Origin of the sequence: Amycolatopsis speibonae (genome assembly GCF_042647925.1) — a bacterium.
In the GTDB taxonomy this organism is placed as follows: domain Bacteria; phylum Actinomycetota; class Actinomycetes; order Mycobacteriales; family Pseudonocardiaceae; genus Amycolatopsis; species Amycolatopsis speibonae.
On sequence record NZ_JBHRWK010000034.1, the window covers coordinates 42,704 to 65,435 of the forward strand.

22 protein-coding genes are annotated in these 22,732 nt (G+C 68.9%); 6 read left to right on the forward strand and 16 right to left on the reverse strand.

Annotation, left to right across the window (positions count from 1 at the left end; translation table 11 throughout):
* Nucleotides 1–63: 63 nt before the first annotated feature.
* Together ACFOSH_RS22805 and ACFOSH_RS22810 are read right to left on the reverse strand one after the other, a co-directional pair.
* The gene (locus ACFOSH_RS22805) at nucleotides 64–1,605 is read right to left on the reverse strand and encodes a glycerol-3-phosphate dehydrogenase/oxidase (protein ID WP_378241061.1); all 1,542 of its coding nucleotides are present in this window, start codon (nucleotides 1,603–1,605) and stop codon (nucleotides 64–66) included.
* Nucleotides 1,602–2,165 (reverse strand): TetR/AcrR family transcriptional regulator, encoded by a 564-nt coding sequence (locus ACFOSH_RS22810; protein WP_378241089.1) that lies wholly within the window; start codon nucleotides 2,163–2,165, stop codon nucleotides 1,602–1,604. The genes ACFOSH_RS22805 and ACFOSH_RS22810 overlap by 4 nt, the downstream gene beginning before the upstream one ends.
* Before the next feature lie 97 nt (nucleotides 2,166–2,262).
* Between ACFOSH_RS22810 and ACFOSH_RS22815 the strand changes: the two genes are divergently transcribed.
* Nucleotides 2,263–3,882: an FAD-binding oxidoreductase gene (locus ACFOSH_RS22815; RefSeq protein ID WP_378241062.1), complete on the forward strand. Its 1,620-nt coding sequence runs from the start codon at nucleotides 2,263–2,265 to the stop codon at nucleotides 3,880–3,882.
* Here ACFOSH_RS22815 and ACFOSH_RS22820 read toward each other — a convergent pair.
* The 5 genes from ACFOSH_RS22820 to ACFOSH_RS22840 form a co-directional block, all read right to left on the reverse strand.
* The gene (locus ACFOSH_RS22820) at nucleotides 3,860–4,507 is read right to left on the reverse strand and encodes a gamma-glutamylcyclotransferase (RefSeq protein ID WP_378241063.1); all 648 of its coding nucleotides are present in this window, start codon (nucleotides 4,505–4,507) and stop codon (nucleotides 3,860–3,862) included. The genes ACFOSH_RS22815 and ACFOSH_RS22820 overlap by 23 nt on opposite strands.
* Nucleotides 4,501–5,355, reverse strand: coding sequence for a zinc-binding dehydrogenase (locus tag ACFOSH_RS22825; RefSeq protein ID WP_378241064.1), 855 nt, complete (start codon nucleotides 5,353–5,355; stop codon nucleotides 4,501–4,503). Before ACFOSH_RS22825 ends, ACFOSH_RS22820 begins: the two co-directional genes overlap by 7 nt.
* An 81-nt stretch (nucleotides 5,356–5,436) precedes the next feature.
* Complete coding sequence (locus tag ACFOSH_RS22830; RefSeq protein WP_378241065.1) at nucleotides 5,437–6,699, reverse strand: C39 family peptidase; 1,263 nt, start codon at nucleotides 6,697–6,699, stop codon at nucleotides 5,437–5,439.
* An 88-nt stretch (nucleotides 6,700–6,787) separates the two neighbouring features.
* Nucleotides 6,788–7,189, reverse strand: a complete 402-nt coding sequence (locus ACFOSH_RS22835; protein ID WP_378241066.1) for a PaaI family thioesterase — start codon at nucleotides 7,187–7,189, stop codon at nucleotides 6,788–6,790.
* Between the two features lie 61 nt (nucleotides 7,190–7,250).
* Nucleotides 7,251–8,972, reverse strand: coding sequence for a TIGR03767 family metallophosphoesterase (locus tag ACFOSH_RS22840; RefSeq protein WP_378241067.1), 1,722 nt, complete (start codon nucleotides 8,970–8,972; stop codon nucleotides 7,251–7,253).
* 172 nt (nucleotides 8,973–9,144) lie between these two features.
* On the opposite strand from ACFOSH_RS22840, the gene ACFOSH_RS22845 reads away from it, so the two are divergent.
* Nucleotides 9,145–9,579, forward strand: a complete 435-nt coding sequence (locus tag ACFOSH_RS22845) for a hypothetical protein (RefSeq protein WP_378241068.1) — start codon at nucleotides 9,145–9,147, stop codon at nucleotides 9,577–9,579.
* An 83-nt stretch (nucleotides 9,580–9,662) separates the two neighbouring features.
* On the opposite strand, the gene ACFOSH_RS22850 is transcribed toward ACFOSH_RS22845, so the two are convergent.
* Nucleotides 9,663–10,280, reverse strand: a complete 618-nt coding sequence (locus ACFOSH_RS22850) for a TetR/AcrR family transcriptional regulator C-terminal domain-containing protein (RefSeq protein WP_378241069.1) — start codon at nucleotides 10,278–10,280, stop codon at nucleotides 9,663–9,665.
* A 58-nt stretch (nucleotides 10,281–10,338) separates the two neighbouring features.
* Here ACFOSH_RS22850 and ACFOSH_RS22855 point away from each other — a divergent pair, with 58 nt between their 5' ends.
* Nucleotides 10,339–10,794, forward strand: a complete 456-nt coding sequence (locus tag ACFOSH_RS22855; RefSeq protein ID WP_378241070.1) for a hypothetical protein — start codon at nucleotides 10,339–10,341, stop codon at nucleotides 10,792–10,794.
* On the opposite strand, the gene ACFOSH_RS22860 is transcribed toward ACFOSH_RS22855, so the two are convergent.
* Both ACFOSH_RS22860 and ACFOSH_RS22865 read right to left on the reverse strand, forming a co-directional pair.
* On the reverse strand, nucleotides 10,763–12,025 hold the full coding sequence (locus ACFOSH_RS22860) for a sugar ABC transporter substrate-binding protein (protein ID WP_378241071.1): 1,263 nt from the start codon (nucleotides 12,023–12,025) through the stop codon (nucleotides 10,763–10,765). The genes ACFOSH_RS22855 and ACFOSH_RS22860 overlap by 32 nt on opposite strands.
* Before the next feature lie 99 nt (nucleotides 12,026–12,124).
* On the reverse strand, nucleotides 12,125–13,762 hold the full coding sequence (locus ACFOSH_RS22865; protein WP_378241072.1) for a long-chain fatty acid--CoA ligase: 1,638 nt from the start codon (nucleotides 13,760–13,762) through the stop codon (nucleotides 12,125–12,127).
* A 450-nt stretch (nucleotides 13,763–14,212) separates the two neighbouring features.
* Here ACFOSH_RS22865 and mihF point away from each other — a divergent pair, with 450 nt between their 5' ends.
* Together mihF and ACFOSH_RS22875 are read left to right on the forward strand one after the other, a co-directional pair.
* Nucleotides 14,213–14,524, forward strand: coding sequence for an integration host factor, actinobacterial type (mihF, locus tag ACFOSH_RS22870; RefSeq protein ID WP_005155963.1), 312 nt, complete (start codon nucleotides 14,213–14,215; stop codon nucleotides 14,522–14,524).
* A gap of 229 nt (nucleotides 14,525–14,753) precedes the next feature.
* Nucleotides 14,754–15,902 carry an isochorismate synthase gene (locus ACFOSH_RS22875; RefSeq protein WP_378241073.1) on the forward strand — a complete coding sequence of 383 codons (1,149 nt, stop codon included), beginning with the start codon at nucleotides 14,754–14,756 and terminating at the stop codon, nucleotides 15,900–15,902.
* Nucleotides 15,903–15,990: 88 nt separating this feature from the next.
* On the opposite strand, the gene ACFOSH_RS22880 is transcribed toward ACFOSH_RS22875, so the two are convergent.
* Together ACFOSH_RS22880 and ACFOSH_RS22885 are read right to left on the reverse strand one after the other, a co-directional pair.
* Nucleotides 15,991–16,680, reverse strand: a complete 690-nt coding sequence (locus ACFOSH_RS22880) for a 4'-phosphopantetheinyl transferase family protein (protein WP_378241074.1) — start codon at nucleotides 16,678–16,680, stop codon at nucleotides 15,991–15,993.
* The gene (locus ACFOSH_RS22885) at nucleotides 16,677–18,017 is read right to left on the reverse strand and encodes a cation:dicarboxylate symporter family transporter (RefSeq protein ID WP_378241075.1); all 1,341 of its coding nucleotides are present in this window, start codon (nucleotides 18,015–18,017) and stop codon (nucleotides 16,677–16,679) included. Before ACFOSH_RS22885 ends, ACFOSH_RS22880 begins: the two co-directional genes overlap by 4 nt.
* Before the next feature lie 126 nt (nucleotides 18,018–18,143).
* Between ACFOSH_RS22885 and ACFOSH_RS22890 the strand changes: the two genes are divergently transcribed.
* Nucleotides 18,144–19,313, forward strand: a complete 1,170-nt coding sequence (locus tag ACFOSH_RS22890) for an acyl-CoA dehydrogenase family protein (protein ID WP_026467021.1) — start codon at nucleotides 18,144–18,146, stop codon at nucleotides 19,311–19,313.
* Between the two features lie 81 nt (nucleotides 19,314–19,394).
* Here the strand turns inward: ACFOSH_RS22890 and ACFOSH_RS22895 are convergent, their stop codons facing one another.
* Genes ACFOSH_RS22895 through ACFOSH_RS22910 form a run of 4 tightly spaced genes read right to left on the reverse strand, consistent with a single transcriptional unit; the run spans nucleotide 19,395 to nucleotide 22,696 of the window.
* A complete protein-coding gene (locus tag ACFOSH_RS22895; RefSeq protein ID WP_378241076.1) occupies nucleotides 19,395–19,721 on the reverse strand; it encodes a hypothetical protein in 327 nt (108 codons plus the stop codon).
* Nucleotides 19,722–19,779: 58 nt separating this feature from the next.
* The gene (locus ACFOSH_RS22900; RefSeq protein ID WP_378241077.1) at nucleotides 19,780–20,421 is read right to left on the reverse strand and encodes a TetR/AcrR family transcriptional regulator; all 642 of its coding nucleotides are present in this window, start codon (nucleotides 20,419–20,421) and stop codon (nucleotides 19,780–19,782) included.
* Entirely contained in the window at nucleotides 20,412–21,956 is a 1,545-nt protein-coding gene (locus ACFOSH_RS22905) for an ATP-dependent acyl-CoA ligase (protein WP_378241078.1), read from the reverse strand. The genes ACFOSH_RS22900 and ACFOSH_RS22905 overlap by 10 nt, the downstream gene beginning before the upstream one ends.
* Entirely contained in the window at nucleotides 21,953–22,696 is a 744-nt protein-coding gene (locus ACFOSH_RS22910) for an enoyl-CoA hydratase/isomerase family protein (RefSeq protein WP_378241079.1), read from the reverse strand. The genes ACFOSH_RS22905 and ACFOSH_RS22910 overlap by 4 nt, the downstream gene beginning before the upstream one ends.
* Nucleotides 22,697–22,732: the final 36 nt, after the last annotated feature.

Below are 22,732 nucleotides of genomic sequence, written 5' to 3' on the forward strand. Positions count from 1 at the left end.
CCAACGACTCGTCAAGTTTAGGGCGCGCCTCACTGCAAGTAGGTGACCAATTGCGGGAAGCTCTCAGGCGAGTCCGGCGAGCGACTTGTCGACGAGCTCCTGGACCCGGGCGCGGGCTGCCTCGGCGTCGGGGGCGACCAAGCTGAGCCGGGTGCGGCGCTCCAGAACGTCCTCGACGTCGAGCGCGCCCTCGTGCCGCACTGCCCAGACGACCTCGGCCGCGCTGATCTCGGTGCGGGCGAACAGCGGCAGGCCCAGTTCCGGATCGACTTCGCCGAGTGCGGCGACCCGTGGCGCTTCGGTGCCGTACTTGGCGACCAGCCGGGCCGGAGCATCCACAGTGGACAGACGATGCCGCGGAGTCGCGCCGAGCAAAGGGAGCCGGGACGTGGTCGACGGCCCGGCGTGGAGCCCGGACCGCTTCAGCGCCGCGTCGACGGCGTCCTCGGCCATCTTCCGGTACGTCGTCAGCTTGCCGCCGACGACGGTGAGCACGCCGTCGGCGCCGGTCACCACCGCGTGCTTGCGCGAAAGATCGGCGCTGCGCCCGCCGCCGCCCTCGACCAGCGGTCGCAGCCCGGCGAACGAGCCCGCGACGTCGGTGCGGGTCAGCGGGCGGGTGAACGCCTTCGACGCGACTTCGAGCAGGAAGTCCACATCGGACTCCGGCACCGACGGCACGCGCGGGACCGGGCCGTCGGTCGGTTCGTCGGTGACCCCGACGAACACGCGGCCATCGGGTTGCGGCAGCAGGAAGACGAACCGGTTGTTCTCGCCGGGGACGGGCACGTTGACCGACGTCGCGCCGATCGGCGCCGCGCCCGCGGCCAGGATCAGATGGGAACCGCGGGACGGCCGCAGCCGCACCGCCTCCGCCAGCTCGCCCGCCCAGACGCCCGTCGCGTTGATCACCTGACCGGCGCGGATTTCGATCTCCTGCCCGGTGAGCCGGTCCCTGGCCCGCACCGAATCCGTGTCGAGCCGGAGCGCTTCGACCCTCGTCAGGATCTTCGCGCCGCGTGACGCCGCCGTGCGCGCCAGGTTCACCACGAGCCGCGCGTCGTCGGTCAGCGCGCCGTCGTAGGCCAGCAGCGCGCCGCGCAGGCCTTGGGGGGACAGGCCGGGAGCGAGCGCCAGCGCCTCCGCGGCCGGGATCGACCTCGGCCGGGGCAGCACCGACGCCGGGGTCCGGGCCGCGCGGCGGAGGCCGTCACCGGCGACGAGGCCGGTCATGATGAACGCCTGCTGGCCGCGGGAGGTCTCGCGGTACAGGGGGAACAGCTGCGGGATCGCCCTGGTGAGATGCGGGGCGGTGCGGGTCATCAGGATCCCGCGTTCGACGGCGCTCTCGTGCGCCAGCGCCAGATCGCCCTTGGCCAGGTAGCGGAGCCCGCCGTGGACGAGTTTGCTGGACCAGCGCGACGTCCCGTACGCCAGGTCGTACGCCTCGATCAGGGCCACCGAGAGCCCGCGCGCGGCCGCGTCCAGCGCGATCCCCGCGCCGGTGACACCGCCGCCGACCACCAGCAGGTCGACCCGCTCACCGCCGGCCAGCGCCGCGAGCTCGCGCTCACGCCGCAGAGCGTTGAGTGAGCCCGGCGTCACGGCCTCAACGCCGCGTCGAGCACGTGGGCGAACTCCGTCATCAGGTTCTTCTCGTTCACGTCCGCGGTGGCGGGGCGGTAGGAGAAGGTGAAGGACTGGATGAGCAGCAACAGGGTGCGCGCCTGCGAGGGCAGGTCGCCCTTGCGGATCGAGCCGTCCTCGTGGCCCGCCTGCAGCAGGTGCAGGATCACGCCCTCGGCGAAGCGCTGGGTCTTTCCGAGCCGCTCGACGATGTAGGGCAGGACCAGTTCGGGGTCGAGGTCCAGCAGCGTGCGGAACAGCGGGTCACCCGAGAGCGCGGCGACCGCGGCCGTCGAACTCCGCACGAGCTTCTCGCGGAAGTGGGCCGGTTCGACGTCCGGTTCGGCGGCGCCTTGCAGCAGTCCGCCGAACTCGCGGGTCATGAGGGTCGCGAGCACGCTGCGCACGTCCGGGAACCGGCGATAGACGGTCATCCGGCTGACCTTCGCCGTCCGCGCTATCTCGGCGAGCGTGGTCCGCCTCACGCCGACGGCGAGCACGCACTTCTTCGCCGCGTCCAGCAGAACGTCGTCGGACACGCGTGTCGAGGCCTGGCGGGATCGGGTATCCGCCAGTGCCGAGACGCCTGTTTCCGCAGGTGAGTGACGTTTTACGTCCATGTGTAACACTGTAGTCGTGACGGAGCTTATTGACCACCGGTTAAGACGATCCTGGACGCCTGAAGCCGGTGACGCGGCCCACCTTCCGGCGAAGGCACTGCGGTGGCTCGTCCAGCGTATCGGCCCGTTGGCCTCCGCGGCTCCTTTCGCACCCGATTCGGCGCTGTCCGTGCCCGAACCGGTGCTGGGCGAGCAGCCGAAGCGAGACCTGGAGGAGCTCGTCGGCGCCGAGCACGTTCTGGTGACGCCGGGGGAACGGCTCGCCAGGGCGAGCGGGCTGTCCTATCTGGACTTGGTACGGCGACGGGGATTCGGTGATTTTCCGGTGCCGGACGCCGTCGTCCTGCCGGAGAATCCCGACGAAGTCCAGTCGGTGCTGGAAATCTGCGCACGGCACGACGTCGGCGTCGTCCCGTTCGGCGGCGGGACGTCGGTGGTCGGCGGGGTCACGGCGCTGCGCGGGGACAAGAGCGCGGTGATCGCGCTCGACCTCACCCGGCTCGACGGCCTGGTCTCCGTCGACCCCGTCTCCCGGATCGCGGTCCTGCAGGCGGGGGTCACCGGCCCGGAGGCCGACCGGCTGCTCGCCGCGCACGGCTTCACCCTCGGTCATGTGCCCCAGTCCTACGAGCGCGCCACGATCGGCGGGTACGCCGCGACGCGGTCCGCCGGGCAGGCCTCGTCGGGCTACGGCCGGTTCGAGGACATGGTTTCGGGCGTCCGGCTCGCGACCCCGCGCGGTGAGTGGAAGCTCGGCGTCGCACCGGCGTCGGCCGCCGGACCGGACCTGCGGCACCTCGCCATCGGCAGTGAGGGCGCGCTCGGCGTGATCACCGAGGTCGCCCTCCGCGTCCGCCCGGTGCCGGAAGTACGCCGCTACGAGGGCTACGTCCTCGACGGCTGGGAGGACGGCACCGCGGCTGTGCGCGAACTCGCCCAGCGGCACGTGCTCGCCGACGTCACGCGACTGTCCGATGTAGACGAGAGCGAGGTTTCGCTGGCGCTCAACGACAGCTGGAAGACCAAGGCACTGCGCCGGTATCTCAAGGCACGCGGGATCCACGCGCCTTGCCTGCTGATCGTCGGCTGGGAAGGCGCGTCGAAACGCGAGGTCGCCCGGCGCCGCCAGGAGACCACCCGGGTGCTGGAGCCGTTCGGCGCCGTCCGCATCGGCGCCATGCTCGGCGAATCCTGGCGCCGCGGCCGGTTCTCCGGGCCCCGGCAGCGGGACGCCTTGCTGGACAACGGCGTCTGCGTCGAAACCCTGGAGACCGCCGCGTACTGGGCGGAACTGAGCGATCTTCGAGACGCCGTCCGCGCCGCGCTCACCGCCACGCTCGGCCGGGCCATCATCATGTGTCACGTCTCCCATGCCTACGAAACGGGCGCGTCGCTGTACTTCACCGTGCTCACCGCCCGCGACGAGGCCGACCCGATCGGCCAGTGGCAGCGGGCGAAGGCGGCGGCGTCGGAGGCGATCACCGGGATCGGCACCATTTCGCATCACCACGCCGTCGGCGTCGACCACGCCCGCTACCTGGCATCGGAGATCGGCGAGATCGGCGTCGAAGTGTTGCGAGCGGCGAAAAAGGCCGTCGACCCGGCCGGGATCCTCAATCCAGGGAAGCTTCTTTGACCAGCGTCCCGGCGTCGACCAGCGTGCAGTCCAGGCCGTGCGTCTCGGCGGGGATCCCTTCCAGTGCCGCGGCCCGGCGCTGTTCGAGGTCGGCGACGCGGATGTGCCTGCCGTCCACGAGGATCGGCAGGCGGATGTCCGCGGCGCCGACGTACGCCACCACGTCGTCGAGGACGGTGCCGTCGTCGAGGGTGATGGCCGGGGCGGTCAGCCGCACCAGGCGGTAGCGCTGCCCGTTGCCCTCACAGGTGTTGAGCACGGCGAGCTGGGCGGGGGTCGCGAACCAGACGGCGTGCTCCTCGACGACACCCGGGGCGGCGGCGAGCGTGGCGGGCCGCTGCCCGTCTCGGAACCGCAGGCCGGACGCCCAGACCGCGGCGAGGTCGGTGCAGCGCGCGTGGCAGACGACGACAGGGCCCGTCAGGCCCATGTTGTCGCGTAGCCAGGTGATCTTCGACGGGCACGCGTTCGAGCCGTAGGCGAGCACGGCCTGGCGTTCGCGCCAGCCTTCCGGCGCGGTGTCGAGGCTGTGCCCGGCGCCGTCGAAGTGGACGAAGGAGTGACCTGGCCGCGCTCCCGGATACGGGTCGGCGGGGAAATCGGCGTCGGCGAAGAGTTTCACCATGTCACCACGCTACGGAGGACGTCCCCGTGGTGCATGCGCTCGAAGCCCTGCTCGACGCCGTCGAGGGCGATCCGCTCGGTGACGGACTTGTCGAGCGGGAGCCTGCCCTGCGGATAGAGGTCGATCAGCATCGGGAAATCGCGTGAGGGCAGGAACGCCTGCCGCCATGTTTGGGGCCTGCCGACCGCGTCGATCACGACGTCCGCGCCGAACGAATCGGTGAACTCCTGGATCGCCTCGACGACCTGGTCTTCGCTCAACCCCTTGCTGTTCAGCGTGTGGGTGGCGCCGAAGTCCTTGGCCCAGGCCAGCTTCCGGTCGTCGGTGTCGATGGCGACGATGGTCTTCGCGCAGGCGAGGCTCGCCCCGGCGATGGCCGCGTCGCCGACACCGCCACAGCCGATGACCGCGACGGAATCGCCGCTGCTCACCGCGCCGGTGTTCAGCGCCGCGCCGAGCCCGGCCATCACCCCGCAGCCGAGCAGCCCGGCGACGGCGGGTTCGGCGGCCGGGTCGACCTTCGTACACTGTCCACTGTGGACGAGCTTCTTTTCCGGGAACGCCCCGGCGTCGAGTGCGGGCCAGTTCAAGATCACGTAGTCGCCCGGATCGAGGTCCGTGACGCCGTCGCCGACGGCCTCCACGAAACCCGTGGCCTCGTGGCCGAGCAGGAACGGGAACCCGTCGTTGATCCCGCCCTCGCGGTAGTGCGGGTCGGTGTGGCGGACGCCGCACGCCTTGACCGAGACGACGGCCTCGCCGGGCCCGGGATCGGGCACTGTCACTGACTCCAGCGAGACCGGTTCACCCTTGGCGCGGGAAACGACGCCCTGGACCTCGTACGGCATGCCCACCTCCGAGTCGACGAAACTCCGAGCTTGCCACGAAATCCATACCGGCCGCGAGATCCGCTAGGGTGCGGAATCGTTTCAGTGCGGCGTGATGATGTACGCGACCCCACCCGGGCCGCTGGAGACCCCGCCCGTGGTGTTGTACCGCTTGGTGCGCTGCCAGATCGTCTCGAACTGGTGTCGCTTGTAGACGTTTCGGACACGGTCGTTGCTGCCGGCGGCCGGGTCGTTCGCGATCACGTCACCGTCCTTCGTGAAGCCGACGACGACCATGATGTGCCCGGAGGTGCCGTAGCCCGCGCCGTCGAGTTCCTCGGCTTTGAACGACTGCGACGTGATCACCGGGATACCGCGCGCGATGTAGTTTTCGATTTCGTTCAAGGAGTGCAATCGGGTGATGTGCCCACGCAGTCCGAGTGAAGCGGCGTATGCGGTGTTGAACGGCCAGTTGCCTGTCCCGTCGTAGGCGTAGTCGAACGTGTATCGGGCGGCGTACGCGACGGTCGGATCGACGTAACCCTCCGGGATCCACGCCATGTCCTCGGGCTTGGGCCGTTTGCCCCAGTACTCGGCCACCATTTCGGTGGACGTCGGGCTGCACCAGTTCTCGCCGCCGCCCCCGTACTCCGGGAAGTGTCCTTTGTGGAGGTTCTGGGCGTAGGCGGGCACCTTGAGCTCTATCCCGGTGGCGTGGCCCGGTTTCGTCGCCTTGACCTCGAACCGGTCCGGGACCAGCGACGTCATCGCGCCGACCGACGTCACCGACGGCGTGGCACGCGAACCGGCCTCGCGGTACAGGCTGACCCGCAGCTGGTACGACCGGAGCGCGACGCCCGCCTTCATGACCAGCGTGTCGACGTCGACAGCGGCGTTGGCGTCGCTCTGGCCGTCGACGCTGGTGCGTTTGATGTCGGCGTCCCCACTGGCCCACCGGCCCATGACGTACCAGGCGGTGTCGGTGCCCGACGAGGTGCGGCCCTTCGCCTCCACCTTGATCCAGGTCTTCGCGGGCGTCTTGGCGTTCCACGACGCGACCAGCTGGGAGGCGTCGAAGCCCTGCGTGCGGCTCCTCGACGTCCATTGGCCGTATTCGTAGGTCTTCGTGGTGCCGAGCACGGGTTCGGTGTGTTCGACGGTGCCGATCGGGCGGTCGATGCGCAGCGCGCCGTGGTCGAGGCCGAGCCCCTCCAGCCTGCCGTCGCGGAAACCGTGGTGACCGGACCATTCGTGGTAGTCGATCGATTCGTCGTCTCCACGGCCGGGGCCCGCTTCCGCCGTCTGTGCCGTCACGGCGGTCAGAGTCGCGATCGTCAGCAGCGTGACCAGCCCTCGTATGCGCATCCCGGCTCCATCCCTCGAATCCACTCAGCTCGAATCCACCCAGAGGGAAGGGATTTTCGCCGGTCGCGCGAGGTATGTAAACAGTTGTCTACAAGACGGCCTGAGTCTGTGTCACTTTCGCGACCAGCTTGGCGTCGTCGTCGTGGATTTCCGTTTCCACCACGATGATCTTGCGGCCGGCGTGCAGCGGCTTCGAGGTGGCCGTCGCGTGGCCCGACCGGACCGCGCGCAGGAAGTTCGTCTTCGATTCGACGGTCGTCGTGCCCTGTCCGCCCTCGGGCAGGTTGAGGAACGCGCAGACCGCGCCCGCGGAATCGGCCAGCGCCATCAGCAGGCCGCCGTGCAGCGCTCCGCCGAGCGTGCGGAGCGTCTCGTCCCACGCGATCCGGGCGCGCACGACGGCGGCGGAATGCTCCAGGACCTCGATGCCGAGCCGCTCGGTGAACGGCATGGTCTGGTGGAAGAGCGCGGTGCCTGCTGCGTCGGTCATGGCACCGAGCGTGCCGGGCGCCGCGCCCCGTGTCGATTACCCCTGAGGTAACGCGGGTCCGTCAGGTGAGTGGATGGGTCAGCAGCAGTTCCGTGTTCTGGTCTTGAGCGGTGCCGACGGCGCCCAGCGAAGCGTGGATGTCGTTGTACGAGAACTCCCGGTACAGCGACGCAAGCGCTTGCGTCGAGGTGTCCGAGTACGCCGCTTCGTACGGCGCTTCGGCCTCGATCAGGGTCGTGAACAGCGAAAGCGTTCCGTCGGAGTTGTCGGCGACCTCGATGATCCGCGCGTGCTGCGGGAAGTCGATGTGCGACGCGGTGTTGATCTCCCAGAAGCCCTGCTTCGCCGTCTTGCCGGGGTGCGGGGTGATCTTGTTGTGGTGTGTGTGCCCGTTGACCCACGCCAGCACGTTCGGGAACCGGTTCAGCAGCGAGACGAACGTGTCGCCGTTGAGCCGCGGCTCCAGCGGGTGCCGCGCGTCCGGGAGGAGGTTGCCCATGGTGTCGCTGGTGTGGTGGCTGAACAGGACGAACAGCTCGTCCGTCACGTTCTGCGTGACCTTGCGCCCGAAGAAGTCGTAGTACACCGAACTGTTCCGCTTGAGCGTGTTCTCCACCCAGGTGAACTGCCCGAGCCCGATCGACCCGTCGGCCAGCCCGGCCATCGTGGTGGTGTCGAGGCTGATGCCGACGACGCCCGGCGCGATCCGGAAGGTGTAGTACACGTTCCGCCCGTCGGCGTTGTTCCCGCTGAACCCGTGGCCGACCGGGCCGGGGCCGGTGTTGGCGGTGTCGAGGTGGTGCCGGACGAACTCCGCGGTGCTGAACGGCCGCCGTCGCTCGTCCGGGGTGATCTCGCGGATCGTGCCCGAGCCGCCGAACAGCTCCGTGACGGGGACACCGGAGCCGGAGCCGATCGCCTTGGCGAGTTTCCGCGACGTCGTCTCGTCCTTGCCGATCACCTTGAAGCGGCCGGTGTACCAGGCGTCCATCCCCGGCAGATCCGGCACCGTGCCGACGATGCTGTCGTCATGGTTGCCGAAGGTGCAGAACCACGGGACGTCGAGACCGGGTGAGGTGAACGTGCTCGACGCGGCGCCGAGCAGGCCGGGCAGCTGCGGGAAGCCCTTCTTCGTGTACGCGTCGTCCAGCGTCTTGCCGGGGTTCCAGTAGTGCGGGGACCCGGACGTCTGGACGCCTTCGTGCACGTCCGGGTCGCCCGAGGTCGGGTTCACCGTGCCGCCGTTGAGCACCTTGAGGAACCACTCGAGCTCGATCAGCTCGTGGTTGTCGGTGTTGTCGCCGGTGGTGACCATGAAGTCGATCGCCCGTCCGGTGAACGGGCCCGCCTTCAGGCTGTTCACCCGCTCCACCAGCGCCGTCGTCGCGACCGGGCCGAGCGTCTCCTGTGGCCGGTGCGCCGAGCCGATCAACGGGTGCAGGTACTCGAACCGCGCCGGGCTCTCGGCGTCGGTGAAGTGCAGGTCGGTGAACTGCGCGAACGAGGCCATCGCGCGGCGCCGGTCGTCGCGGCCGGACTTCGGCGCGGCGAGGTCCCCCCGGACCACCAGCGGCCAGCCGGGGCCCGCGGTCAGCCGCGTGTAGCCCGGACCGCTCTTCAGCGGGGCGGCCGCGGATTCCAGTGTGGTGCCCGCGGTCCGCGTCGCGCGGGCCGTGGTGAGTGCGAGCGCCCGGTCGAGCGCGTTGGCGGTCGGCGTGCACAGCAGCAGGCCGACGCCGGCGGCGCCCGCCGTGGCGAAGGTGCGCCTGGAGATGTCGGACATGGCGGTGCCCCTACTCGTCGCGGATGGGTGTCGCGGAAGGACGATGCCGGACGACGTTAGCCGTGGGGTGAACACCAGAAAAGGGTAATGCGAAAATTTGTCACGTTCGGCCGAATGCTCGACCGGCCGCGTTGGTTAAGCTGGTCGCTCGGCGAACGAGGAGGTGGCCCCGGTGGGTGCTTCGGCTTGGTCTGTCCGCGGCCGGTTCGCCGGCGACCCGGAAGCCGCGCTGGACGCGATCAAGGCGCGCGTCTTCGCGGAGGGTGACTACCTCTGGGAAGAGGACGAGCTCGGCCGCCCGGATTCGGTCGACGAGCTGTACGAAGTGGAGAGCGTCCAGGAGTCGGGGACCCATTCGGTGCTCGACGTCCACGAGTTCATCAGCGCCACGGGCGAGGACGACTTCGGCACGATCCGGCCCTTGACCGACGAGGAGCTTCTCACCGCTTTCGGCACCGAGGAGCCGTCCGTCGCCGGTTTCGACGAACTCGACAAGGCGGGACAGTTGCCGTACGAACGCCGTCCGCGCTGGAGCGCGAACTGCGCGCTGCTCTACGAGGACGACGTCGCCATCGAACTGGCGATCTGGGGCGTTTCCGGGGAGTAGAGCTCCCTTGAGGCGTCGGTGCCGTGGGTGACTCGACGTCGTGAAGGCCTCCTTCCCTACCTTCAGGGTAGGCAAGGAGGCCTTCACGGACAGGTCAGCGACTGGAGGCGGGCTTCGAGCCCGTCCAGGATCACGTCGACGCCCAGTTCGAAAAGGTCACCGCTGCTCTGCGCCGCGAAAGCCGGGCCGAGCCTGCTCACGTGGGGGTAAGCCGCGAGTCGTTCGAGGAACCCTTCGTCCGGCTTCCGCGCGGGAAGAGTCTCGACCGAGGCGAGGACGTGCGCCGTGAGCAGTCGCGAGATACCCGCGGTGTCCTCTTCGGAGAAGCCCGCCTCCAGCAGGATCCGCGCGGTCGTTTCGATGTGGCCCAGCCGGTGCGGCCCGGTCGGCGGCCGTTCGCGCAGCAGGGCGGCCGCGTCCCGATGGCTCAGCAGCAAGGCCCTGAACTGGCGGAGTCCGCTCGCGAGTTGTTCGCGCCACGGCAGGGCGCTGTCGATCTCGAACGCGTCCGCGCAGATCGCTTCGGCGACCAGATCGAGCAGTTCCGCCTTGTCCTTCACGTGCCAGTACAGCGTCGGCGAGCTGACGCCGAGCTTCGCCGCCAGGCGCCGGGTGCTCAGTTCGGCGAGACCGGCTTCGTCGAGCAGTTCGACGGCGGCCCCGGTGATCTTGGCGAGGTCCAGCGAGCCTTTGCGTGCCACCCGGCGACTCTATCAGTGATAGATTTCTCTCTATCACTGATAGGGAACGGGGGAAGTGATGCTCTGGACACCGAAGATCCGCCTGGTCACGGTGCTGTGCTCGATCGTCTTCGTGATCGGGACGACGCTGCAGAACTACGTGATCATCGACCTGGACCTGATCGAGCGGAGCATGTGGCTCAAGGGGGCGGACACCGGCGGCGCGCCGGGCTATCTCGGCGCGTTGCGGCTGGTGGGGAACGTCTTCATCGTCGGCAACGCGCTCGGGCTGCTCGTCTGGTTCCGCTGGCGCCGGCTCTTCTGGCCGGTGCTCGCGGTCAACGTCGGCCAGGCGTTCGGCGTCTACGTCGTGCCGTTCGAAGTGCACCGGGCCGCGATCGCCGAACACGGCTGGCCGGGGGTGCTGCCCTCGGTGGTCACCGACGGCGGCGCGGTGATCCTGTCGATCGTGCTGGTCGTCGCTTACGTCCGCTCGCGGCGGCTCACGCGGACAGGCGACCCAGTTCGGCTTTGACGGCCTCGACAGCCTTCTTCGTCTCGGCGACCGGGTCGGCGCCGTCACGGGCGATGCGGCCCAGCGCGTCGACGAGCGCGGCGTTCGCCGTCGGAGTCCACAGTGGACCGGCGGCGCGGCCGTTCTCCTTGACCAGCTTCGCGGCGTCGCCCGCCGCGTCGACCTTGTCGAGCACGCTCAGCCGCGCGGGCAGGTGGAAACCGAACTTGGTGGCGAACTCCTGCTGGAAGTCGGTGCGCTCCAGCCACAGCCATTTGACGAAGTCCTTGGCGGCGCTGGGGTTCAAGCTCTTGGAGCGCACCATCGCGCTCAGTCCGCTGACCGGGACGGACGGCGCGCCCGCCGCGTCGAGGCGGGGGAAGGCCAGGACGCCGAAGTCGTCCTTCATGGTGTCCTGGATCTTCGGCAGGTTCCACAGCCAGGTCCACTGCATGGCGGCGAGCCCGTCGATGAACGGGATCGGGTCCGCCCAGTCCGTCGAGGCGCCCAGCAGCAGCGAACCGTTGAGCTCGTGGAGTTTCGCGAACGCCGTGGCGGCACGCGGATCGTCGAAGCCGACGGCTTTGCCGTCCTTGACGTAGTCGAGCCCGGCCGCCCAGAGCAGCGGCCCGGCGAGTGCCGACGCGCCCGCGTCGTTGCCGGCGAACAGCCCTTTGACGCCGTCCCTGGAGAGTTTCTTCGCCGCGTCGACTAGCTCGTCGAGCGTCTGCGGCGGCTGTACCTTGGCCTCCTGCAGGAAACTCTTGCGGTAGAAGAGGACCTGGGTGTCGAGCGCCTGCGGGATGCCGTAGAGCTTGCCGTCGACGGTCTGCGCCGCGAGCACGGACTGGTTGAAATCGCCGCGCACGGGCCCGATGACGTCGTCGAGCGGGACGAGGAGGTTCTGCCGGACGCGGTCGACGGTGACCTGGCCTTCGAAGACGTCCGGGACGGGGCCCGCCTGCAGTGCGGCGTTCAGTTTTGTCTCGTAGTCGTCGGGATTCCACTGCACCGCGACCTTGGACTTCTGGTACGCGGCCGCGTAGCGCGCGACGGCTTCCTGGACACCGGGTTCGGGATACGGGTGGTACCACTGCGCGAGGTCCACCGGTTTCGGTTTCGGCCTGGTCATCCCGGCGGAGTACGCCGTCGACGGTGGCGGGCTTCCTGTTTGGACACTGTTCGACCCGCAGGCGGAGAGGACGGTCGTCCCCGCCAGCGCCAAAAACGCGCGCCTGCTTGTCTTCCGCACCGACAAAACCCTTCGCCGAACGCCGTGAAGGCCATCTCCGGGGACAGGGTCCCTCAAGATGGCCTTCACGGAAGGGCAGGCGCGCGGGAGATTAACCCGTTAGAGCTGACTGATGTCGAGTTTGCCTTCGGAGTGGAACGCCCGCAGCCGCTTCTTGTCGAACTTGCCGACACTGGTCTTGGGGACTTCGTCCACAAAGGTCCAATTCTCCGGGAGCTGCCACTTGGCGACCTTGCCGGACAAGAACTCGCGCAGTTCCTCGGCCGTGACGCTCTGGCCCTCCCTGAGCACGACGGCGACCAGCGGGCGCTCGTCCCACTTCTCGTCGGGGATGCCGACCACGGCCGCCTCGGCCACCGCGGGGTGGGCCATCACCTGGTTCTCCAGGTCCACCGAGGAGATCCACTCGCCGCCGGACTTGATGACGTCCTTCGCGCGGTCGGTCAGCGTGAGGTAGCCGTCCGGACTGATCTTGCCGACGTCGCCGGTGCGCAGCCAGCCGTCGTGGAACTTCTCCGGATCGGGCTCGTCCCCGGTCGTGCCGCTGTAGTACGACGCCGCGATCCACGGGCCCTGCACTTCGAGCTCGCCGACGCTTTCGTTGTCCCACGGCAGTTCCTCGCCGCTGTCGCCGATCAGCCGGGCGCTGACGGACGCCGGGAACCGGCCCTGCGTGTAGCGGTACTCCCAGGCCTTCTCGCCGGTCGCGGCGGCGGGCGGACGCGCGACGCTGCCCAGCGGCGACGTCTCGGTCATGCCCCAGGCGTGCAGGATCGGCACGCCGTAGCGGTCCTCGAAAGCGTGCATCAGCGACGGCGGCGCGGCCGAGCCGCCGACGACGACCTCGCGCAGATGCGAGATGTCCTGCGGGTTCGCGTCGAGGTGGGAGAGCAGGCCCTGCCAGATCGTCGGGACGGCGCCGGCGAAGGTCGGCTTCTCGGCGTCGAGCATCTGGGCGATGGGGGCGGGCTGGAGGAAGCGGTCCGGCATCAGCAGCGAGGCGCCGACCATCAGCGCCGCGTACGGCATGCCCCACGCCATCGCGTGGAACATCGGGACGATCGCGAGGGCCTTGTCGTGCTGGGCCAGTCGCATGCTGTCGGTCATCGTGACCTGCATCGAGTGCAGCCAGATCGACCGGTGGGAGTACGCGACGCCCTTGGGGTCACCCGTGGTGCCCGAGGTGTAACACATCGCGGCGGCCGAACGCTCGTCCACGTCGGGCCAGTCGAAGGTGTCCGGCCGGCCGGCCAGCAGCTCGTCGTAGGAGTGCACCTGGACGCCGTCCGGCGCCGGGAGGGCGGAGGCGTCGCCGTTGGCCACGATGACGTGGCGGACGGTCTTCAGCTCGGGCAGCTGCTTGGCCAGCAGCGGGATCAGCGTGCCGTCGACGATGACGACCTGGTCCTCGGCGTGGTTGGCGACGAAGACCAGCTGCTCCGGGAACAGCCGGATGTTCAGCGTGTGCAGCACCGCGCCCATCGCGGGAATGGCCAGGTAGGCGGCCATGTGCTCGGCGTTGTTCCACATGAAGGTGCCGACGCGCTGGTCACCGGTGATGCCGAGGCTCCGGAGGGCGTTCGCCAGGCGAGCGGCGTGCTTGCCGAGTTCGCCGTAGGTCTCGCGGCGGGCTTCTGAACCGGTCCAGGTGATCACTTCGCTCTCGGAGTGCACCGTCGTGCCGTGGCGGAGCAGCCTGCCCAGTGACAGCTGTCCGTCCTGCATCGTGCTCAACATCGCGTACTCCCGTGGTGCTCGTTCTCCGGTGAACTGGGGTTGGGCCGACTCTAATGCGGGTCGGGTGAACTGGTCAGTAACGTCGGAGGCAACCGTTCGGTCACAGTGTCGCGCTATCGGGTGTTCGCCGGTTCGGGTCAAGATCATCAATAATTCGTATTTTTCCTCCCATGAAACGAAAAATGGCTAACAGTGCGAAGTGATGGCATCGCTCATAAGGGTGATGAACGCCATCCAATCGCCGCCCGATGGACGTGTTTCCGCAGGCTGAGGCGGGTTGCCCATGGCGTGGTCGAGGGGTAATAAGTGCGTGTCGGTTTCACGGCCGAGGAACGAGTGGCGTTTACTGGAGCCGTGGTACAGAGACGGCTGGCCAGCGCTTGCTCTTGCAAGCATGGGTTAAGGCCGTCGGCCGCGAAAGCGGAGACCTGAGATGAAAGGACTACTACGTTGGCTCTGCCCACGTTGACTCCGGAGCAGCGCGCCGATGCCCTCGCCAAGGCGGCTGAGGCTCGCAAGGCGCGCTCCGAGCTGCTTGCGTCGATCAAGTCCGGCAAGGAGAGCATCGACAAGGTGCTCAAGCAGGCCAAGGAGAACAAGACCATCGGCAAGACGAAGGTCACGCAGCTGCTGAAGGCCGTGCCCGGCCTGGGCGCGGTCAAGGTCGCCGCCCTGCTGGAGCAGGCCGGGATCGACCCCGACCGGCGTGCCGCCGGCCTGGGTGAGCGGCAGCGCGAGGCCCTCCTCGAGGCGCTGAAGTAAAGCGGGCGCGTCTCTCTCGGCCGGAGGCCTCGGATTTGCGGAGGCGGGCCGCTGACATGGCTGGGCGAGTGACCAGCCGTTGCCACGGCCCGGCTACGGAAATCCGGCAGCGCGCTTTTGAGAGACACTGCCCAGGTCACGGGCTGCCCAGGGGAAGGTGTCGCCTGAGAGGCTGTTGCCCGGGCAACACTTTCCCCTGGTCTCAGCCGGAGCCTGGGACGCTGGTGGGGTGACGACCAGTACCGCACCGGCGACCCCGGCAGACCTGGCCGCCCGCTACGAGCGGGGCGACTTCCTCCTGGCCACGGCCCGGCACGCGCTCCTCGCGAGCGGGGCCGCGGCCACCGCGACCGACACCGATCCGGCGCGGCTGTCCAAGGCGCTGCCTGGGCTGTTCGCCGACTCGGGCGCTCCGATCGCGGTCGGCGTCCTGCCCTTCGACACCAGTTCCGGTACTTCGACGCCGGGACACTTGGTCCTTCCCCGCACGGTGCACCGCGCGTCGTCCGATCGAGCGGCCGTCCCGTCGCGCACCGCCCTCCCGCAGCCGGTCAAGGTCACTTCCGTGCCCGAACCGGAGGCGCATCTCGCCGCCGTCCGCGCGGCCGTCTCGGCGTTGAGCGACCGTGACCTGCGCAAGGTCGTCCTGGCCCGCGCTCTCGATCTCGACTTCGCCGACGCCGTCCCGGTCTCCGACGTCGTCCGGAACCTGGCGAACGGCAACCCCCGGCACACCACCTACGCCGCGCAGCTGCCCGGCGGGCGCACGCTGGTCGGCGCCACCCCCGAGCTCCTGCTGTCCCGCACCGGCGGCGCCGTGCTGTCCCGGCCGCATGCCGGGTCGATGCCCCGGTCGGCGGACCCGGCGATCGACAAGGCCCATGGTGAGGCGCTGCTGGCGTCCGAAAAGGACCACGTCGAACACGCCGTGGTGGTGGAGTCCGTCGTCGAGATCCTGCGGCCGTTCTGCCGCACCCTCGACGTCCGCGGCCCCGAACTGGTCTCGACGCCGGCGATCTGGCACCTCTCGACCACCGTCACCGGTGAGCTGATCGACCAGGACGTCACCGCGCTGGACCTCGCCGCCGCGCTGCATCCGACCCCCGCGGTCTGCGGAACGCCGACCGACGCCGCGCGCTCCCTGGTCCAGGAGCTGGAGCCGTTCGACCGCGAGTACTACGCGGGCGCCGTCGGCTGGGTCGACGCGGCGGGAGACGGCGAATGGGCCGTCGGGATCCGGTGCGCGGAGATCGCCGACACCTCCATGCGGCTGTACGCCGGCGGTGGCATCGTGCCCGCGTCCGACCCCCGGACCGAACTCGACGAGACCTCGGCGAAGTTCCGCACCCTGCTGGCCGCCATGGGCCTGGAGATCTAGAGACCCCGCAACTCGTCACCTACTTGCGCCCGATCGATGCCCGGCGCCGGTAAGCGCCCACGCAAGTAGATGACGAATTGCGGGAGGGTCAGAGGGTCACGAAGTCTTCGGTGACCGAGATGTCTTCCGAGGTGATCAGCGCGACGGCGGCCCGGTAGCCCTCGGTCGCTTTCAGGTCCGCGAGCCGGGTCCGCGCCGGGTCGAGGGCGGGATGGCTCGACCGGACCAGCCGCGCCTGTTCGTCGTACCCGGAGAACGTGATGCTCTGCAGCGGGATCTTGAGGCCCTTCCCGGTGGCCTTCATGACGGCTTCCTTGCGCGTCCAGTAGGTGAAGAACGCCGTCGCGCGCTGCTCGGCGAGCAGCCCGGAGATCGCGGCCTGCTCGGTCGGGGTCAGCGCGTACTCCATGAGCGAGTCCTCGGCGCGCCTGGTGGCCGTCTCGACGTCGAGGCCGACCGGGGTCCCCGCGGTGGCCGCGACGCCGATGAGGTCCCCGGAATGCGAGATCGACAGCATCAGCGCCGCACCGGGCACCCGGGGGCGGCCGTGCGGTTTCCCGCAGTCTTCGCAGGTCGCGTCGAAGCTCACGTCCTCGACAGCCAGGCCGAGCCGCTCGGCGGCGACGGTTTTCGCCAGCATCCGGCCGGTCAGGAACCGGCGCTTGTCGATGTCCTGGCGGTAGCTGTCGTACCGGCCTTGTTCGACCTCGTCGAGCAGTGCCAGGAACCGGGGTTCAGCGGGCAGGGGCGGGGACCAATGGACCGCACATTCGATCACGTCTCCTTCATACCCGATTCCGCACCGGCATCACTCGAGTTTTCGTCGAGCAACGTCGCTTCGTCGAACGGCGACTGGCCGTTCAGCGTCCGGTCCAGCTGCTCGCGGTCGATCTCGTTGGTCCAGGTGCCGATCAGCACGGTCGCGACGGCGTTGCCCGCGAAGTTCGTCAGCGCGCGGGCCTCGGACATGAACCGGTCGATGCCGACGATGAACCCGACGCCGTCGACCAGTTCCGGCCGGTGCGACGACAGCCCGCCGGCCAGTGTCGCGAGCCCCGCGCCGGTGACCCCGGCGGCCCCCTTCGAGGCGATGATCATGAACACCAGCAACGAGATCTGTTCGCCGATGGTCAGTGGTTTGTCGAGCGCGTCCGCGATGAAGATGGACGCCATCGTCAGGTAGATCGCGGTGCCGTCGAGGTTGAACGAGTACCCGGTGGGCACGGTGATGCCGACCACGGGTTTGGAGACGCCGGCGTGCTCCATCTTCGCGATCAGCCGCGGCAGCGCCGACTCGGACGACGAGGTCGAGAGGATCAGCAGGAACTCGCGCCCGAGGTACTTCAGCAGCTTGAAGATGTTGACCCTGGCGAACAGGCCGATGATCAGCCCGAGCACCACGAACACGAACAGCCCGCAGGTGATGTAGAAGCCGAGCATGATCACCGCGAGGCTCTGCAGCGCCTTCCAGCCGGTCTCGCCGACGACGGCGGCGATCGCGCCGAAAGCGCCGACCGGCGCGGCCCACATGATCATCGAGAGGATCCGGAACACGAGCCGCTGGATGTGCTCGATGCCACGGCGGATCGGCTCGCCCTTCGGGCCCAGTTTCTGCAGCGCGAACCCGGCGAGCAGCGCGACCAGCAGCGTCTGCAGCACCTCGCCCTCGGTGAACGCCGAGACCAGCGTCTTCGGGATGATCCCGAGCAGGAACTCGACGGTCCCCTCGCTCTTGGCGATCTGGTCCTGTCCCTTTTCGGCGATCTCGGGGGTCAGGTGCAGTCCGGCGCCCGGCTGGAGCAGATTGCCGACGACCAGGCCGATGACCAGCGCGACCGTGGACATCACCAGGAAGTAGCCGATCGCGAGCCCGCCGACGCGGCCGACCTTCGCCGCCTTCGCCACCGAGCCGACGCCGAGCGCGATCGTGCAGAAGATGATCGGCGAGATCATCATCTTGATCAGGTTCACGAACCCGGTCCCGAGCGGCTTCAGTTCCTTGCCGAGCTGGGGGAACAGGATGCCGACGGCGATGCCGAGCGCCACCGCCGCGATGACGGCGATGTAGAGGTAATGGGTCCGGTCCCGCTTCGTCGCGGGTTCCTGCGTGCTCATGGGTGCCCTTCGACGAGACGGGGACAGGTTGCGAAAACTTATGACAGTTTCTCGGCGAACGACAACCGAAGCGGTACGCTGAGCTAAGCGAGCGCTTAGTCAATGCCGAACAGGAGCGGGCTGACCATGGATTTCTCTCTCAGCGTCGAGGAACGCGAGGTGCGCGACTGGGTCCGCACGTTCGTCCAGCGGGACCTGATGCCGCGTGAGCAGGAGGTGCTGCGCCGCGAACGCGCCGGTCAGCCGGGTCTCACCGGCGAGGAGCTGCGCGAGCTGCAGCTCAAGGCCAAGGAGTCCGGCTTCTGGGGTGTGCAGACGCCCGAGGAGTACGGCGGCATGGGCCTGTCCGCGGTGATGACCGCGCTGCTGGAGGCCGAACTCGGCCGCACGTTCGTGCCGTTCCGCTTCGGCGGGAACGCGGACAACATCCTGTACTACGCCAACGACGAGCAGAAGGAGCGCTACCTGCTCCCGACGATCTCGGGCGAACGCAAGTCCTGCTTCGCGATCACCGAACCCGGCGCGGGTTCGGACGCCAAGGCCATCCGGACCTCCGCCCGCAAGGACGGCACCGACTGGGTCATCAACGGCGAGAAGACCTTCATCACCGGCGGCAACGAGGCCGACTTCGTGATGGTGTTCGCGATCACCGATCCCGAGAAGGGCGCGAACGGCGGCGTCACCTGCTTCCTCGTCGACCGCGACGCGGGCTGGAAGTCCGAATACATCGACACCATGGGCGAATGGGGCCCGGCGGCGCTGGTCTTCGAGGACGTCCGCGTCCCCGAGACGCAGATCCTCGGCGAGCTCGGCCACGGTTTCGACCTGGCCATGCAGTGGATCGGCGCGGGCCGCTACCTGCTGCCCGCCCGCGCGATCGGCTCCTGCGAGCGGCTCATCTCGATGGCCATCGAGCACGCCAACACGCGGGAGACGTTCGGGCAGAAGATCGCCGAGCGCCAGGCCATCCAGTGGATGATCGCGGACTCCGGCACCGAACTGGAGGCGCTGCGCTGGCTGGTACTGCACGCCGCCTGGCAGGTCGACCAGAAGCTGGACTCGCGGCACGCGCAGTCGATGGCGAAGCTGTACGGCGGGGTGAAGGCGAACGAGATCGTCGACCGTGTTCTGCAGATCCACGGCGGAATGGGCTACACGCGGGAACTGCCGGTCGAGCGGTGGTACCGCGAACTGCGGCTGCTGCGGATCTACGAGGGCACCGACGAGATCCAGCGCCGGACCATCGCGCGCAACCTGCTCAAGGGGCACGTCAAGGTCGGCGGCACGCTGGGCTGACCCTGGCTGAGGCGCCCAAGTGCAATGAAGGGGCCTTTCATCGCGAAATTCGCGATGAAAGGCCCCTTCATTGCGTCGGCCCTAGTCTTCCTTCTTCCCCCGCATCGCGATCGGGACCCCGGCCAGGTCCTCTTCGTTGCAGAGAAGCTTCACGTCGTAGTAGGGCGAACCCTTGCGGTCGTCATAGTCGAGATGGACGGCCAGCACATCGACCGGTTCTCCGAGCCACTCCTGAGCCTGGCGTAGCCATGTCGCGCACCGTTCGAGGGCCGAGGGCAGGTCGTCGTCGCGGAAGCCCACCGGGCGGTAGGGGACGTCTTGCACCTGATCACGGGGGTTCGAAGGCACCGGCAACGCCGGCGAGAGACCCGAGTCGTCCAGTTCGAGTTGGATCGTTTGCTCAGTCACCCTTCGAGCGTCCCCCAGACAAGCCGTCTGAGCAAGGCGTACCGTCCTAAAGTCGCCGCTAAACGGGCACTCGCCACACTCCCGAGACCACTTCACGGCAGTTTTGCAAGGCTGTGACATCCAGATGACGTTCACAGGCGAGCGCGCGCAGCGCCAGTTCCGCGTAATGCGAGGCCAGCTGATCAAGGGTGAGCGGCCCGGACGGCGAATACCAGCGCGCGACCCCGCTGCACATCTCCACCAGTGCGAGCCTGGTCACCGAAGGCTGGTCGGTGTGGAAGACGCCGGCCGCGACACCGTCTTCGATGGCGTCCGCCCACAGCCTTTCGTAGGCGTCGCGCAGCCCCACGACCCCGGCCCTGGCGCCGGGGGTGAGCGCGTGGACCTCGTTGTCCACCACGCGGGTGTCGTCCGGATGGATGGCGTGCGCGAGGACGTGCAGCGCCACCAGGGATCCGAGCCGGGACACGGGATCGGTGAGCCCGGCGGTCGCCCGCTCGGCCGCGTCGAGCAGGCGCCGCAGGGATTCGTTCATGATGGCCACCAGCAGGTCCTCTTTGGTGCCCATGTAGTGGTACAGGCTGGCGGACGACAGCTCCGCCTCCTGCGCGAGATCCCGGATGCCGGTGCCGTGGAAACCCTTGGTGGCGAACAGTTTCACCGCTGCCTGCCGGACTCTTTCGCGAGTGCTTACAGCCATTTTTCGGTGGTCCTGTCCCAAGAACCGGCGCGGAGGTCTTCCGCCTTCCTCAGCTCACCCTTGGCGACCCGTTCCGACGGCGTCATCGGCAGTTCCGCCGCGAAGGTCCAGAACCGGGGGATCTTGAAGTACGCCAGTTTCGCCGAGCAGAACTCCGCCAGTTCGGCCGGTTCGCACCGGTGTCCCTCGTTTTCGTCGAGGACGAGATACGCCTTGACCTCTTCGCCGCGGAGCTCGTCCGGCACCGCGATGACGGCGGCGAGCTTGACCGCCGGATGCAGTTGCAGCGCCCGCTCGACCTCGTCGGCGGAGATGTTCTCACCGCTGCGGCGGATCATGTCCTTGGTGCGGCCCACGTAGTACACGCGGCCCTCGTCGTCCATTGTGGCCAGATCGCCGGTGTGGAACCAGCCGCCGTCGAACGCCCGGCGGGTCGACTCGACGTCGTCGTGGTAGCCGTGCATCAGGCCGACCCCGCGGATCAGCAGCTCACCGGTTTCCCCGCGTGGCAGCGGTTTCCCTGCCGCGTCCGAGATCATCACCTCGCGGGTGGGCGCGGGCCTGCCGAGGCAGCCGGTGCCGATGGTCTCGTCGTGATCCGCCGGGTACATCCGGATGTCGCCGCCGGTCTCGGTCATGCCGAAGGCCTCGAACCACGGCGCGCCCCAGCGTGCTTCGAGCGCGGCGTGCAGGTCACGCGGGATGGCCGACGCGCAGATCGCGCGGACCTGGTGCGCCTTGTCCAGCTCGCTTTCCGGCTGGCGCAGCAGGAGCGTGGGCATCAGGCCGAGGCAGTAGAACCAGGTGACGCCGTGTTCGCGGATCTTCTCCCAGAACGTGGACGGGTGGAAGCGGTCGAGCACCACCAGTGTCGCGCCGCCCGCGAGCCCCAGCGCGACGTTCCACTGTGGATCGATGTAGTGGAACGGCTGCGCGGTCAGGATGACGTCGTCCGCGCCGACCGCGGGGAAGTCCGTGGCCAGGCTGACCGCCAGCGTCGTCCAGTACCGGTTCGGCAGCACGCAGCCCTTGGGAGCGCCCGTGGTGCCGGAGGTGTACTGGATGTTGATCGGGCGTTCGCCTTCACTCGAAAAGGCCGGGCTGCCGCCGGGATCGGTGAGTTCGCCGGGCGTGAGCACGCGTTCCAGCGAGGTCTCCGGCGCGATCTTGGTCAGCAGTTCCAGGAATTCCCCGGCCACGACGGCGAACCGGGCGCCGGAATGGCGGAGCACGTGGGCGCCGTCGAACTCGCGGTATCCGGTGTTGACCGGGACGAGCACCCCGCCGATCTTGGCCAGGGCCAGCCACAGCAACGGGAATTCGGGCTGGTTGCGCAGCATGACCGCGACCCTGTCGCCCGGCCGCACGCCGAGGTCCAGCAGCGCGCGGGCGAACTCCGTGCTGCGCGCGTCGACTTCGGCGAACGTGAAGCTCTCACCGGTGGAGTCGAAGATCCACGCCGTCCTGTCCGGCCAGAGCGCGGCGGCGCGGCCGGTCAGCCCGAGGAGGGTGTCGATCCCGGCGAGCGAGGTCACGTCCGGCTCCGGAACGCCTCGGCCGACGCGGCGACCTCGGCGGAGTGCTCGGTGATCAGCGCGTGGCTGACCTCGAGTTCGAGCGCGGCGTCGAGCGAGCTGTCGATGCCGGAATCGAGGGCGCGTTTGGCCATCGTGGCCGCGGCCGCCGGATGGGCGGCGATCCGGGCCGCCCAGTCGAGTGCGGTGTCCATCAGGTCGTCGGCGGGCAGGACGGCGTTGACCAGGCCGAGCCCGTGCGCCTCGGTGCCGCTCACGCGTTCGCCCAGCAGCAGGAGTTCCTTGGCCTTCAGCGGGCCGACCAGCAGCGGCAGCAGCCGCGACGCCGCACCCGTGACGCTGAGGCCCAGCGAGACCTCGGGGAAGGCGAACACCGCGTCTTCGGCGGCGAGGATCAGGTCGCAGCCCATCGCGAACTCGGCACCCGCGCCGATCGCGTAGCCGTGGACCGCGGCGATGACCGGCTGGCGCAGGCCACGCAGGCGGCGTGTGACGTCCTGCAGCCGATCGAGCCTGGGGCGTGAATCACCCTCGGGGGTGGGCTCCTTGAGGTCATGACCGGCGCAGAACGCGCGTCCCCGGCCGGCGAGCACGACCGCCCGCGCGTCCGAATGCGCGGCCGCGTCGAGGGCTTCCAGCAGGTCGTCGACCAGTTCGGCGACCACCGCGTTGAGCCGTTCGGGGCGGTTCAGCCAGATCACGGCGATGCCGTCGTCGAATGCGTAGTCCACGGTGCTCATGACACCGAGCCTAGACGACCGATCGATCGATCGATA